The sequence below is a fragment of the Methylocella tundrae genome, assembly GCF_038024855.1.
Taxonomy (GTDB): domain Bacteria; phylum Pseudomonadota; class Alphaproteobacteria; order Rhizobiales; family Beijerinckiaceae; genus Methylocapsa; species Methylocapsa tundrae.
Window position 1 is genome coordinate 2,750,189 of sequence record NZ_CP139089.1, and the last position, 12,976, is coordinate 2,763,164.

Consider the following 12,976-nt stretch of genomic DNA (forward strand, 5'->3'; position numbering starts at 1 on the left):
GAACTCCTCAAGAGCGGTCCGCGCCGGCGGCCGCGCCAAGCGCGCGAAGGATGCCGCGCACCTGATTTTCGGCTGCCGCCGTGCCTTTCGACGTGTCGATGACGAATTGCGCCCGGCGCCGTTTTTCGGCGTCCGGCATCTGTTTCGACATTATGACGGCAAGCCATTCGGCCGTCATGCCCGGGCGCTGGCAGACACGCTGCTTTTGCACAGCTTCCGGCGCCGAAACGACGACGGTCGCGTCGACCTCCCTGTCGGCCCCGGTCTCGAACAGCAAAGGCACGTCGAGCACGATGAGCCTTTCCCCGGCGCGCGCAGCCTCGCGCACGAAAGCGGCGCGGTCTTCGCGCACGAGAGGGTGAATGAGCTGTTCCAGCCGCGCCATCGCCGCGGGATCATCCCGCACGCGCGCGCCGAGCAGGGCCCGGTCGACGACGCCGTCGCGCGTCACGCCCGGAAAAGCGCGCTCAATGATCGGCGCGGCCTTTCCTTCATAGAGCCGGTGCACCGCGGCGTCCGAATCATGGACCGGGATTCCCTCCTTACGAAAGATCGCCGCGGTCGTCGTCTTTCCCATGCCGATCGAGCCGGTCAGGCCGAGAACAAACATCAGATGCTCTTCAACACATCGGCCTCGACGAGACGCCGCAAGTCCGCCGTGACGCCGGGCCTCGTCCCGAACCATCGCTCAAAGCCGGGCGCGGCCTGGTGCAAAAGCATGCCAATTCCAGAGACCGTGCGCAGCCCCCTAGCTTGCGCCCGGCGAATGAGGGCGGTCTCCAGCGGGAAATAGACAATATCGTTAACGACCGCGTCGCCCGGCAGGCCACCAAGCTCGATCTCGAGGGGCGGCTGCCCTTTCATGCCAAGCGAGGTGGTGTTGACGAGCAGCCCGGCGCCTTCGAGCGATGAAGGAAGTCTCGCCCAGTCGACCACCTCGACGCCGGCGGAAAAATGCGTCGCAAGAGCTTCCGCCCGCTCCCTTGTCCGATTGGCGAGGATAACCCTCCTGGAGCGCCGCAGAAGACCATAGACGACCGCCCGGGCAGCGCCCCCGGCGCCGAGAACGACCGCATCGCCGCTGGCCGCATCCCAGCCGGGCGCGTCCTGATCCAAGGCCGCCAGAAAACCTTCGACGTCGGTATTATCGCCATAGAGCGCGCCGTCCTGCAGCCAAAGCGTATTGACCGCCTCGAGCTTTGCCGCGGTCGCGGTCGCGCGATCGACGCGCTCAAAGGCTTTCTGCTTATGCGGCAAGGTCACGTTTCCGCCGACGAAGCCATTGACCGGAAGGTCGCGCATGAAATCCGAAAAATCCGGCGGCGCCACCGCGATCGCCTCATAGCTCCCTTGAATCCCGAACTGTTTCAGCCAGAACCCGTGGATGATCGGCGAACGTGAATGCGCGATCGGCCAGCCGACGACAAAAGCTTTTGGTTTAAGGTCAATGCTCATGCCTGAAGGCTGCCCTCCGCGCGCAGAAAATCGAGAAGAGGCAGAAGCGGAAGCCCCAGAATGACGAAATGATCCCCCTCGATCCTCTCGAAGAGATGAACCCCCAGGCCTTCCAGCTGATAGGCGCCGACGCTGCCGAGCACGGCGTCTCGCGCCTCATCGAGATAGGCCGCGATGAAGGCGGGCGAAAGCGGCCGCATCGTGAGCCTTGCCACGGGGACCGCCTCAAACAGGATCCTGTCTTCCATGACCACGCAAATCGCCGAATGAAGCTCATGCGTTTTTCCCGCGAGCGCCTCGAGCTGAACGCTGGCGGCGGCGCGGTCTTGCGGCTTGGTGAAAAGGCGCCCTTCGCAAGAAAGCGTCTGATCCGCGCCGATCACCATCTGGCCCCGCGCACGCGCGCCGGCTGACAGAGCTTTTTTCCGTGCAAGATGAAGCGCAATCGTGGCGCCGCCGGCGCCCGCCTGGCGCAACGGCGCCTCGACGGCGCGCTCATCGATCGAAGCGTCGCAGCTCTCGAACGGAATTCCGGTCGCCGTCAACAACGTCCGCCGCGCCGCGCTTCTGGAGGCAAGGAGAAGCGGCGCAGGGCCGCGCCATAGCGCACTCATGCGGCGGAAATGAATTTCAGCTTGTGCAGCTTGTGCAGATCGATAATCGCCGCGGCGGTCTCCTCGATCGAGCGCCGCGTGACGTCGATCGTCGGCCAGCCATGTTCCTCGAAAAGCTTGCGGGACTGCGCAACCTCCTCGGCGACGAGACGGCGGTCGACATAGGGCGATTCGGGATCGGCGTGGAGAGACAAAAGCCGATTGGCCCTGATCTGGACGATTCGCTCGGGCGAAGCCAAAAGCCCGACAACGAGCGGATTGCGAAGCTTTTCGATTGACTTCGGCAACGGCGTATTCGGCACGAAGGGCAAATTGGCGGTTTTGACGCCGCGATTGGCGAGATAAATGCTCGTCGGCGTCTTCGACGTACGGCTGACTCCCATCAGCACCACATCCGCGGCCTCATAACTTTCGGACTGCTGACCATCGTCATGCATCATGGTGAAGTTGAGGGCGTCGATACGCCGGAAATAATCCGCGTTCAGCATGTGCTGCGCGCCGGGGCGCGGCTTCACCGCCGGCCCGATATAGGACTCAAAGAGGGTCATGATCGGCGCCAGCACGGAAAGACAGGGCGCCCCGATCCGCGCGCAAGCCTCGGTGAGACGCTGGGCGTGCTGCGGATCAACGAGCGTGAACAGGACCATGCCGGGCGCCGCCTCGATCTCGGCGATCGCCTTGTCGAGCTGCGCCACGCTGCGCACCATCGGATAGACGTGTTCAAGCGAACATATGCCCTGATATTGCGCCGAGACGGCCCGGCTCGCCGCGATGAGAGTCTCGCCGGTCGCGTCGGAGACGAGATGCAGGTTGAAATGGTGCCGCGCCATCATTGCCTCCCCAAACTTTCCTGGCCCTCATTTCTCGGCGGGGCGCATTGCTGAGGATAGGAGTGGATAAAGGCCGCGCAAGCCCGAAATGCAATCAAAATCTCGGCAAAGCGGCCGAAACGCTCAACAGGCGCCGGCCTTTGGACAGGCGGCGTCCCGAAGCTGTGGATGGATGGGCGAACAGCAATAGCCTGTGTCCGCCTTCACGGCGAAAGGCCGCTAGCCCGACTGAATCGTTAAGAGAATCTTAACCGCTTTTACAGCCTGATCGCCCCGGTGAATTCCGGGAATAACACGCGCCGCAATAATGTGATTGTGGAAATCACTGCGCCAGCCTAATCGGTACCCCAATATGAATAAGAAAAAGTTAATTAGAGAGTCTTTGAGTCTTTAAGGAATTCGCGGTTTGACAGCTTCGTCCTCTACAAAGCCTTTTCTTCGCGTTCTGAATGGCGAAGTCCTCAATCCGCCGCCCGTCTGGCTGATGCGTCAGGCTGGGCGCTATCTGCCTGAGTATCGCGAAATCCGCTCGAAGGTTCCGAGCTTCCTCGAATTCTGCTATTCCCCGAAGATCGCCGCGGAAGCGACCTTGCAGCCGATTCGCCGCTTTGGCTTCGACGCCGCCATCCTGTTCAGTGATATCCTCGTCATCCCTGACGCCCTTGGCCAGAAGGTGAGTTTTGAAACCAATGAAGGGCCAAGACTCGATCCGATCGTGACAGGTGAAGATCTCGGCAGGCTGAACGCGGAAATCGATCAAAAACGACTTGAACCGGTTTTTGAGACCATTCAGCGGATCAAGGCGGCTTTGCCTCCTGAGACCGCGCTGATCGGCTTTTGCGGCGCGCCCTGGACCGTTGCGAGCTATATGATCGCCGGGCGCGGCACGCCGGATCAGGCGCCCGCGCGGCTTTTCGCCTACCGCGATCCCGACCTGTTTCAACGCCTGATCGACCGGCTCGTTGACGCCTCGACCGATTATCTCTCGCGCCAGATCGAGGCCGGCGTCGAAGCCGTGCAGATTTTCGATAGCTGGGCCGGCGTCCTTCCCGCGGGCGAATATGAGCGCTGGTGTCTTGCCCCGATCAAGGCGATCTCGGCCCAGGTCAAAAGCCGCCACAGCCATGCAAAAATCATAGGTTTTCCGAGGGGAATAGGCCCGCGCCTCAAAACCTTCGCGGCGCAGGCCGGCGTTGACGCCTTGGGCCTTGACACGGCGGTCGATCCCTTCTGGGCCGCCCGCAGCATCGATAAGACTGCGGTTTTGCAAGGCAATCTCGATCCGCTGGCGCTTATCGCCGGCGGCGCCGCGTTAGAGACGAGCGTCAAGCGCATTCTCGCCGCCTTCAAGGGGCGGCCGCATATTTTCAATCTCGGACATGGCATTTTGCCGCAAACGCCGGTGGAGCATGTCGCCGCGCTGATGGACCTCGTGCGGCGCGGAGCCTCGTCATGACAGCCTATCTCTGGATCAAAGCCGCGCACATTCTCGCGGTGATCTCGTGGATGGCGGGGATGCTCTATCTGCCGCGGCTTTTCGTCTATCATGCCGGCGCCGCGCAAGGCTCTGAAATGGCAATGACTTTTGAAATCATGGAGCGCCGGCTCATGCGCTTCATCATGCTGCCCGCGATGATCGTGACCTGGATCACGGGCCTGACGCTTGCCGTTGAGGGTGGTTTCTTTCAAGCTGGATGGTTGCATGGAAAGCTGGCGCTGGTTATTCTGATGAGCGCCCTGCATGGATATTTTAGCGTCGTGCGGAAAAAATTCGTCGCCGGAACAAATGAACGAAAGGCTCGTTATTTTCGTGTGATGAACGAGGTTCCGACGCTCCTTCTGATAGGCATCGTGATACTGGTCGTTCTCAAGCCCGTTTGAATGCGGGGCTGAAATTCATCGGCGCGCAATTGCTTGTCAAAATGGTGAAAGTGATTTATCCAATAGGCTCCCTCCTGCAGGTCAATGGCTGTAAGTAGCGGCTCCTGCGCGGCGTCGAATGCTTCCCACCTGAATTTTGGGGTCAACCCGCCTAATCCTTCAGGACTTGGCTGCGTCATAGCCTCCCTGCCTCGCGTGAAATTGATCGCGCCACCTTCCAAGGACGTCATCCCGATGCGGGAAATAAAGCTGCAAGACTTGAAGCTCAAGTCGCCCACCGAGTTGCTTGGTTTCGCCGAAGAACACGAAGTCGAAAACGCTTCGATCATGCGCAAACAAGAATTGATGTTTGCGATTTTGAAACAATTGGCCAGCCGCGACATCGAGATCATCGGCGAAGGCGTGATCGAGGTGCTGCAGGATGGTTTCGGGTTCCTGCGCTCGCCGGACGCGAATTATCTCGCCGGACCGGACGATATTTACGTGTCGCCGTCGCAGATTCGCCGCTTTGGCCTGCGCACCGGCGATACGGTCGAAGGGCTGATTCGCAGCCCGAAAGAGGGCGAGCGTTATTTCGCGCTGCTCAAAGTCAATACGATCAACTTTGAAGATCCCGAGAAAATCCGGCATAAGGTGCATTTCGACAATCTGACGCCGCTGTATCCGGACGAGCGTCTGAAGCTCGAGGTCGACGATCCAACCAAAAAGGATCTGTCCTCGCGCGTCATCGACATTGTCGCGCCGATCGGCAAGGGCCAGCGCGCGCTCATCGTGGCCCCGCCGCGCACCGGCAAGACCGTGCTCCTGCAGAATATCGCGCAATCGGTCACGGCCAATCACCCGGAATGCTATCTGATCGTTCTTCTGATCGACGAGCGTCCCGAAGAAGTCACCGACATGCAGCGCTCAGTGCATGGCGAGGTCGTTTCCTCGACTTTTGACGAGCCGGCGGTGCGTCACGTTCAGGTCGCGGAAATGGTCATCGAAAAGGCCAAGCGCCTCGTCGAACATGGCCGCGACGTGGTCATCCTGCTCGATTCCATCACGCGGCTCGGCCGCGCCTATAACACCGTGGTGCCGTCTTCCGGCAAGGTGCTGACCGGCGGCGTCGACGCCAACGCCCTGCAGCGGCCGAAGCGCTTCTTCGGCGCCGCGCGCAATATCGAGGAAGGCGGCTCGCTCACCATCATCGCGACGGCTTTGATCGATACGGGCTCGCGCATGGACGAGGTGATTTTCGAGGAATTCAAAGGCACCGGCAATTCGGAAATCATTCTCGACCGCAAGGTCGCGGACAAGCGCACCTTCCCGGCGATCGACATCACCCGTTCCGGCACCCGCAAGGAGGAATTACTGGTTCCGCCCGACATTTTGAAGAAAATGTATGTGCTGCGCCGTATTCTCAATCCGATGGGGACGATCGACGGGATCGAATTCCTGCTCGGCAAATTGCGCGAGACGCCGAAAGGCAACGCCATGTTCTTCGAGGCGATGAACACCTGAGGTTTTTAACGCGGCGCCTCGCCCCGGATAGCGGCGAAGGGCTGTTACAAGGAAGATCCCTGGTCAAAACGCCGACACATGTCTGGGATAGGCTTGAGTTGGCGGGCCAGCCGGGTTGACCACCGCCCTGATACGCTCGAAACTGACGCCTCGAGCATCACGGCGCCTTAGCTGCTCGGTAAGCGGGCGCGCTCGCAGCAAAGGCGCGCCGCGCCGACAGGAAAGAGGCCGCGCGGGTGCGGATCCTGGCGCGGTTGGCGCGCCATATTTGAGGAAAAGACCTGATCAATGAATGATCTTCTGGCGCTGGCCGTTGAACCCTCAACATGGCTGGCGCTCGCCACGCTGATCGCCATGGAAATCGTCCTTGGGATCGACAATCTCGTTTTCATCGCCATCGTCTCATCCAAGCTGCCCGAGCATCAGCGCTCAAAGGCGCGCCGCATAGGCATCGGCCTTTCCCTGATCCTGCGCGTCGCGCTTTTGTTCACGATCAGTTCAATCATCAAGCTGACGACGCCGATTTTCTTTGTTTTGGAGCAGGGATTTTCGTGGCGCGACCTGATCATGATGGGGGGCGGCCTGTTCCTCGTCTGGAAAGCGACCAATGAAATCCACCACGCCGTCGATCCTTTCGAGCAGACGGACGGCAAGGAAAAGCGTCCGGCGAGATTCCTCACTGCGATCGGCCAGATTCTGGCGCTGGATCTCATATTTTCCATCGACAGCATCGTCACCGCGGTCGGCATGACCGAGCATTTACCGATCATGATTGTGTCGGTTCTCGCGGCCGTTCTCGCCATGTTGATCGCTGCCGATCCGCTCGCCAATTTCATTCATCGCAATCCGACGATCGTCATGCTGGCGCTGGGATTTTTGCTGCTCATCGGCGCGACGCTGATCGCCGAAGGCTTGGGCTTCCACTTTCCAAAAGGCTACATCTACACGGCAATGGCGTTTTCAGGCCTTGTCGAAGGGCTCAACATCATGGCGCGCAAGCGGATGGCGCAGAAATAGCGCCATGGGTTTCGCCAACGGCAGACTGTGCGGATAGGCCATGCGCCAATACATTTCCGGGCGCCGCGAAACGGCAAAATACCGTAGCGCCCGTCGATGAGCAGCGGCGACAACCCGGCAAAGGCGCATGGACTCGTCGCCGATGTGCTGATGCCCGTCGCGCTCGATATTGCCTATTCCTATGCCGTCCCGCCTGGCCTCGCGCTGGCGCCGGGGGTCTTTGTCGAGGCGCCGCTTGGCCCACGCCTGGCGGTCGGCGTCGTGTGGGAGGTGCGGCCGGGTCCGGGCTCACCCGGCAATCTTAAAAGCATCAGATCACGGCTCGACATTCCACCGTTGAATGAATCATTGCGCCAGCTTATCGATTGGGTGGCGCGCTGGAGCATGAGTCCGCGAGGCATGGTATTGCGCATGGCCGTACGGGCGCCATTCCATGCGGCGCCCGAGCCGGTGAGGGTAGGGGTGCGGCTGGCGGGTCCGACGCCCCGCCGCATGACGCCTGCGCGCGAAAAGGTTCTTGCCGTGGCTGAGGGCAGGGGCGTTTTCATCAAATCCGCGCTCGCAAAGGCGGCCGGCTGTTCCGCTTCCGTCATTGACGGGCTCATTGACGAAGGCGTGCTTGAGACGCTGACGCTCCCGCCCGAGCCTGTCGCGCCGCGGAGCGATCCCCATTTCGCCGCGCCCAGTCTCTCGCCGGATCAATCGGAGGCTGCGCTTCAGCTTGAAAGCAGCGTGCGGAGCGGCTCGTTTTCAGTCACTCTGCTCGAAGGCGTCACCGGTTCCGGCAAGACCGAGGTCTATTTCGAGGCGATCGCCGCCGCCCTGGACATGGATCGCCAAATCCTCGTTCTGATGCCGGAAATCGCGCTGACGACGCAATTCATCGATCGCTTTCAGGCGCGATTCGGAGCGCGGCCGGCGGAATGGCATTCAGGCGTCAGCGCTGCAAGGCGCGCGCGCATCTGGTCCGCTGTCGCGGCGGGTGAGGCGCAAATCGTCATCGGAGCGAGATCCGCGTTGTTCCTGCCTTTCAACGCGCTTGGCCTCATTATCGTCGATGAAGAGCATGACAGCGCCTACAAGCAAGAGGATGGCGTCATTTATCACGCGCGCGACATGGCGGTGGTGCGCGGGCGAATCGAGGGGGCGGCGGTTATTCTGGCCTCGGCGACGCCGTCGATCGAATCGCGCGTCAACGCCGGGCAGGGGCGCTATCAGCACGTTAAATTGAACGGTCGTTTCGAAGGCCGCGCCATGCCGGTCATCGAGGCCGTCGATATGCGCCTCAAGGCCCCCGCGCGGGGCAAATGGATTTCGCCCCGTCTCGCCGCCGCCCTGTCTGAAACTCTGCTGTGGCGCGAGCAGTCGCTTTTATTCCTGAACCGGCGCGGCTATGCGCCCTTAACGCTCTGCCGCAGCTGTGGACACAGATTCCAGTGCCCAAATTGCACCACCTGGCTGGTCGAACATCGTTTTCGAAAAGCGCTGGCCTGCCACCATTGCGGCCACATCGAGCGCAGGCCGGACCTTTGCCCGAATTGCGAGGCCGCCGATTCACTCATGGCCTGCGGCCCAGGCATCGAGAGGCTGGCTGAAGAAGTCGGCGAGCTTCTGCCCGACGCCCGCGTCATGGTTTTGTCCTCCGATCTTCCAGGAGGCGCGGAGCGGCTGCGGCAGGAGTTCGAAGCCGTCGCGGCCGGGGAATGCGACATCATCATCGGCACGCAAATGGTGGCGAAGGGGCATAATTTCCCCTTGCTGTCGCTCGTCGGCGTGATCGACGCCGATATTGGCCTGACTTCGGGCGATCCGCGCGCAGCGGAGAGGACATTTCAGCTGTTGCAGCAAGTGACGGGCCGCGCCGGCCGCTTCGAGACGGCCGGCAGAGCTCTCGTGCAGAGTTTTCAGCCGGAGCATCCCGTCATGCGCGCGATCCTCTCCGGCGATAGCGAGCGATTCTATGCCGAGGAGACGGAACAGCGCCGCCGCGCCGGCCTGCCACCATTCGGGCGTCTCGCTGCTTTGATCATCTCGGGCGATGGCAGCGCATCGACCGAGAATTTCGCCCGGGCAATCGCGCGCACCGCATTCGAACTGCCGCTCTCGCCGACATGGACCCTTGCGCCCGCGGGTGGGCTGCCGGGCGAGAACGAGATTTCGCTGCTCGGTCCGGCGGAAGCGCCGATCGCGGTTATTCGCGGAAGGCATAGATTCCGGCTTCTCGTTCGCGCGCCGCGGTCAGCCGATTTGCAGGGCTTTTTGCGCGCCCTGCTGGCCGCGGGACCAAAGGAGCGGGGCGGCATACGGGTGACGATCGACATCGATCCGCAGAGCTTTTTGTGAGAAATTATATTGTATAAAATGTAATAGCGCCTGTTTTTGGTCGAAGGCTCATTCGAGTTAACGGTTTCTTTGGGCCTCAAAACACTCGAGTTTGCCATTTTGGCGCGCGGTGTCCATCAAAATATGTACCATTGTATTTATTGGTAAAATAACTTATCCATTCCGGCTTGGATCCCGCGAGATCGATCACCGCATAACGCGCCGCGTCAAGAAAACGGTCGCGGGGACTGAGCCTCTCGCCTTCGTCAACGCGAAGGCGGCCGGCGAGTGCTCATTCCTTCTGTGCGCCGTAAACTGCGGAAGGCGGCGATAATCAGAGAACAATGCGCCATGCCGTCCAATTCTATGCATTCCGGAGCGCCCGACGCGCCGGAGTTGGACTCTTTGTCACCTGCCTCGTTGACATGATCCGCCCGCGCATTGGCTTTGCGGCGATCGAGCTGCTGCATCGCGCGGGCTGCAAGGTCGTCGTTCCCAGAGCGCAGACCTGTTGCGGCCAGCCGGCCTTCAATTCGGGCGATCGCGGTCATGCGCGCGCGATCGCCAAGACTGTCGTCAAGACTTTTGAAGAATTTGACTATGTCGTCGCGCCGTCCGGCTCCTGCGCCGCTACGATCAAGGTACATTATCCGGAGCTTTTCGCCGAGGACGCCGGGTGGAGAAAACGCGCCGAAGATCTCCCCGCGCGGACCTTCGAGCTGCTGAGCTTCCTTGTCGACGTGCGGTCTTTCCGGCCTGGGGACATATCTTTGCGTGCGAGCGCGACCTATCATGACAGCTGCTCGGGCCTGCGCGAACTCGGCGTCAAAGCCCAGCCCCGGCTGTTGCTCGAAGCAATTGAAGGCCTCAACCTCATACCGCTTCCCGGGCTGACGTCTGCTGTGGTTTCGGCGGGACGTTTTGCCTCAAATATCCTTCGATCTCCAACGCGATCGTCGATGACTAAGCGCGCGCCGTCGAAGGCGTCAAGGCCGATCTTCTGCTCGGCGGCGATCTCGGCTGCCTTATGAACATGGCTGGCAAGCTGCATCGGCGCGGCGCGCCCGCCCGCGTTTTTCACGCGGCTGAAGTCATCGCCGGCATGGCGGACGGTCCGGCGATCGGCGAAGAGGCCTGATCCTATGAGCCATGAAGCTCTCGGCCTTTTCGAGGCCCGCGTCGAAAAAGCGCTCGCAAACCCGACCTTGAAGACGGCGATCGAACGCACCACCGGGACGGCGCGGGAGAAGCGCGCCGCGGCCGTCGCCGAATGGCCGGATTTCGCCAAAGCGCGCGATCTCGGCCGGCGGATCAAGGATCATGTTGTCCAGAACCTCGATTATTACCTGACCGAATTTGAAAGAAACGCGCTGGCTTCGGGCGCGAAGGTCCATTGGGCGACGTCCGCCAATGAAGCATGCCGGATCGTGCTCGATATCTGCCGCGCGCGCGAGGCGAAATCCGTTACCTGGTCGAAGTCGATGCTCGGCGAGGAAATAGGTCTTCCGCAGGCGCTCGACGAATCGGGCATCAGGCGAGTCGAGACGGATCTTGCCGAACATATCGTGCAGCTCGCGGGGGACCGCCCTTCGCACATCATCTGGCCAGCATTGCATCGCACGCGCGAGGAAGTCTCCGCGCTCTTCCGCACGCATCATCAAAGGCCGCCAAACAATGATGACGTCGCGACCATGGTCGCAAGCGCGCGCCGCGAGTTGCGGCAGCGGTTTCTCGACGCCGATGTTGGGATTTCGGGGGCGAATTTTCTAATCGCGGACACGGGCGGCGTGTGCGTCGTGACCAATGAGGGCAACGCGGAGCTGACGACGACCTTGCCCCGGGTTCACATCGTCACTGCGGGCATCGAGAAGCTTGCGCCTTCGATGCAGCATGTGATGGTCCTGCTAAGGCTTTTGGTGCGCTCGGCCACCGGCGCCGACATCACTCAATATACGACCTTCCATCGCGGGCCCAAGCGGCCGGGCGATCCCGACGGACCGGAAGAATTCCACATCGTCCTCATTGATAATGGCCGCACAGAGATGCTGGCCGGCGGCCTCGCCGACATGCTGCGCTGTCTGCGCTGCGGCGCATGCATGAATCACTGCGTCGTGTTCCGCCAGATCGGCGGTCATGCCTATGGCGGCGTCTATCCGGGCCCCATGGGGGCCGTCCTCACACCGGCATTGGACGGACTGAAGGAGGCGCGCGACCTCGCCCATGCCTGCACTTTGAACGGTAGCTGCCAGGAAGTCTGCCCGGTCGACATTCCGCTGCCGACCCTTCTGCGCGGCTGGCGCGAGAAAAGCTGGCGCGAAGGGCTTGAGCCGCGAACCACGCGAAGCGCCTTGGGGCTATGGGCTTTCGGCGCGCGTCATCCGTTTCTGTATCGGATCGGGGCGGCGGTCGCGGTGCGGGCGATGCGCCGCTTCTCGAGGAACGGCTGGATCAAGTCGCTGCCACTGGCCAAAGGCTGGACGCAATATCGCGATTTTCCGAAGCCGGCCGCGCGCACTTTCATGGAAGAGCTGAGCGCGAGACAGCGAGGACGCCACATATGAGCGCCCGCGCAACGCGCCGATCGATGCGCGAGGCCATTCTTGGCCGCATCAGAAACGCTCTTGACCGCGAGCCCGACGCCGTCTCGATCGCAGCGTCCGCGAAAGCTCTGCTGGCCGAACCGGAGAAGGGCAGACCCTTGCTCGAGGAGGGCGATCTCGGCGCGCTCTTCGCCGCGCGTCTTGCTTCCGTCAAGATCGGCGCAAGCGCCGACGAAATCACGAATTTGGCGGACGCCCCAGCGGCGGTGCGCCGCTATCTCGACGCGCAAGGCCTTCCGCCAGACATCGCCTTGCAGCCGGATCCTGCTCTCGCGCAGCTCGATTGGCGCTCATTCAATCTTCGGCCCACGATCGGAGCGGACGCGATTGTCGCGGTGGGACGAGCGCTTTGGGGCATAGCGGAGACGGGGACGCTCGTTTTTCATTCCGGTCCCGCCTCGCCTACGCTTTTCTCATTTCTGCCGCTGCATCATATTGTGGTGATCGAGCGAAGCCGTATCCTTGCCTCCCTGTCAACCGCGCAGCGTGGCAGCTATCGCGATGATGCTTCGGACGCTGCGGTGCGACGCGTCGGAAGGCTGCGGTGCGAAGGGGTGCGTGGAGCGATGCAGCGCGGACGCTGGGTTGAAGGCGAAAAAGCGTCGCCGCCGCCGAAAAACGATGAACCGGCCTTCGCAGGTCCTATTTTCGGGATGGTTAAAGGGCTTGTGAAGGCTTTGCTCGGCAATGGGTCTGAGCGGCATCGCATTCCGCTCTTTAAGGCTTTGTTTTAACGTATGATGTGGATCCGAAA

General features: G+C 61.5%; 11 protein-coding genes and 1 pseudogene. 8 read left to right on the forward strand and 4 right to left on the reverse strand.

The genetic code is table 11. The features are described 5' to 3' along the window. Positions 1–7: 7 nt before the first annotated feature. Genes coaE through SIN04_RS15010 form a run of 4 tightly spaced genes read right to left on the reverse strand, consistent with a single transcriptional unit; the run spans position 8 to position 2,899 of the window. Positions 8–610, reverse strand: coding sequence for a dephospho-CoA kinase (gene coaE / locus SIN04_RS14995; protein WP_134490457.1), 603 nt, complete (start codon positions 608–610; stop codon positions 8–10). Then, positions 610–1,455, reverse strand: coding sequence for a shikimate dehydrogenase (locus tag SIN04_RS15000; protein WP_134490459.1), 846 nt, complete (start codon positions 1,453–1,455; stop codon positions 610–612). Before SIN04_RS15000 ends, coaE begins: the two co-directional genes overlap by 1 nt. Beyond that, entirely contained in the window at positions 1,452–2,069 is a 618-nt protein-coding gene (locus tag SIN04_RS15005; RefSeq protein WP_134490461.1) for a Maf family protein, read from the reverse strand. The genes SIN04_RS15000 and SIN04_RS15005 overlap by 4 nt, the downstream gene beginning before the upstream one ends. Next, positions 2,066–2,899, reverse strand: a complete 834-nt coding sequence (locus tag SIN04_RS15010; RefSeq protein WP_134490463.1) for a pyruvate, water dikinase regulatory protein — start codon at positions 2,897–2,899, stop codon at positions 2,066–2,068. The genes SIN04_RS15005 and SIN04_RS15010 overlap by 4 nt, the downstream gene beginning before the upstream one ends. 406 nt (positions 2,900–3,305) lie before the next feature. Between SIN04_RS15010 and hemE the strand changes: the two genes are divergently transcribed. From hemE to SIN04_RS15050, 8 genes and pseudogenes are all read left to right on the forward strand, one after another. After that, positions 3,306–4,355 carry a uroporphyrinogen decarboxylase gene (gene hemE, locus SIN04_RS15015; protein ID WP_134490465.1) on the forward strand — a complete coding sequence of 350 codons (1,050 nt, stop codon included), beginning with the start codon at positions 3,306–3,308 and terminating at the stop codon, positions 4,353–4,355. Continuing rightward, complete coding sequence (gene hemJ, locus SIN04_RS15020; RefSeq protein WP_134490467.1) at positions 4,352–4,780, forward strand: protoporphyrinogen oxidase HemJ; 429 nt, start codon at positions 4,352–4,354, stop codon at positions 4,778–4,780. The genes hemE and hemJ overlap by 4 nt, the downstream gene beginning before the upstream one ends. A gap of 234 nt (positions 4,781–5,014) precedes the next feature. After that, the gene (rho, locus tag SIN04_RS15025; RefSeq protein WP_134490469.1) at positions 5,015–6,283 is read left to right on the forward strand and encodes a transcription termination factor Rho; all 1,269 of its coding nucleotides are present in this window, start codon (positions 5,015–5,017) and stop codon (positions 6,281–6,283) included. A 288-nt stretch (positions 6,284–6,571) separates the two neighbouring features. Next, the gene (locus tag SIN04_RS15030) at positions 6,572–7,300 is read left to right on the forward strand and encodes a TerC family protein (RefSeq protein ID WP_134490471.1); all 729 of its coding nucleotides are present in this window, start codon (positions 6,572–6,574) and stop codon (positions 7,298–7,300) included. 96 nt (positions 7,301–7,396) lie between these two features. Further along, positions 7,397–9,643, forward strand: a complete 2,247-nt coding sequence (locus SIN04_RS15035; RefSeq protein ID WP_134490473.1) for a primosomal protein N' — start codon at positions 7,397–7,399, stop codon at positions 9,641–9,643. 323 nt (positions 9,644–9,966) lie between these two features. Next, positions 9,967–10,760 (forward strand): annotated as a pseudogene (locus tag SIN04_RS15040) ((Fe-S)-binding protein). 4 nt (positions 10,761–10,764) lie between these two features. Next, positions 10,765–12,183 (forward strand): LutB/LldF family L-lactate oxidation iron-sulfur protein, encoded by a 1,419-nt coding sequence (locus SIN04_RS15045; protein WP_341264021.1) that lies wholly within the window; start codon positions 10,765–10,767, stop codon positions 12,181–12,183. Further along, a complete protein-coding gene (locus tag SIN04_RS15050) occupies positions 12,180–12,956 on the forward strand; it encodes a LutC/YkgG family protein (protein WP_134490475.1) in 777 nt (258 codons plus the stop codon). The genes SIN04_RS15045 and SIN04_RS15050 overlap by 4 nt, the downstream gene beginning before the upstream one ends. Positions 12,957–12,976: the final 20 nt, after the last annotated feature.

What these genes read in the sequence shown, in the direction of transcription:
- coaE (WP_134490457.1), bottom strand. Translation starts at nt 610, where the DNA reads ATGTTTGTTCTCGGCCTGACCGGCTCGATCGGCATGGGAAAGACGACG.
- SIN04_RS15000 (WP_134490459.1), bottom strand. Translation starts at nt 1,455, where the DNA reads ATGAGCATTGACCTTAAACCAAAAGCTTTTGTCGTCGGCTGGCCGATC.
- SIN04_RS15005 (WP_134490461.1), bottom strand. Translation starts at nt 2,069, where the DNA reads ATGAGTGCGCTATGGCGCGGCCCTGCGCCGCTTCTCCTTGCCTCCAGA.
- SIN04_RS15010 (WP_134490463.1), bottom strand. Translation starts at nt 2,899, where the DNA reads ATGGCGCGGCACCATTTCAACCTGCATCTCGTCTCCGACGCGACCGGC.
- hemJ (WP_134490467.1), top strand. Translation starts at nt 4,352, where the DNA reads ATGACAGCCTATCTCTGGATCAAAGCCGCGCACATTCTCGCGGTGATC.
- rho (WP_134490469.1), top strand. Translation starts at nt 5,015, where the DNA reads ATGCGGGAAATAAAGCTGCAAGACTTGAAGCTCAAGTCGCCCACCGAG.
- SIN04_RS15030 (WP_134490471.1), top strand. Translation starts at nt 6,572, where the DNA reads ATGAATGATCTTCTGGCGCTGGCCGTTGAACCCTCAACATGGCTGGCG.
- SIN04_RS15035 (WP_134490473.1), top strand. Translation starts at nt 7,397, where the DNA reads ATGAGCAGCGGCGACAACCCGGCAAAGGCGCATGGACTCGTCGCCGAT.
- SIN04_RS15045 (WP_341264021.1), top strand. Translation starts at nt 10,765, where the DNA reads ATGAGCCATGAAGCTCTCGGCCTTTTCGAGGCCCGCGTCGAAAAAGCG.
- SIN04_RS15050 (WP_134490475.1), top strand. Translation starts at nt 12,180, where the DNA reads ATGAGCGCCCGCGCAACGCGCCGATCGATGCGCGAGGCCATTCTTGGC.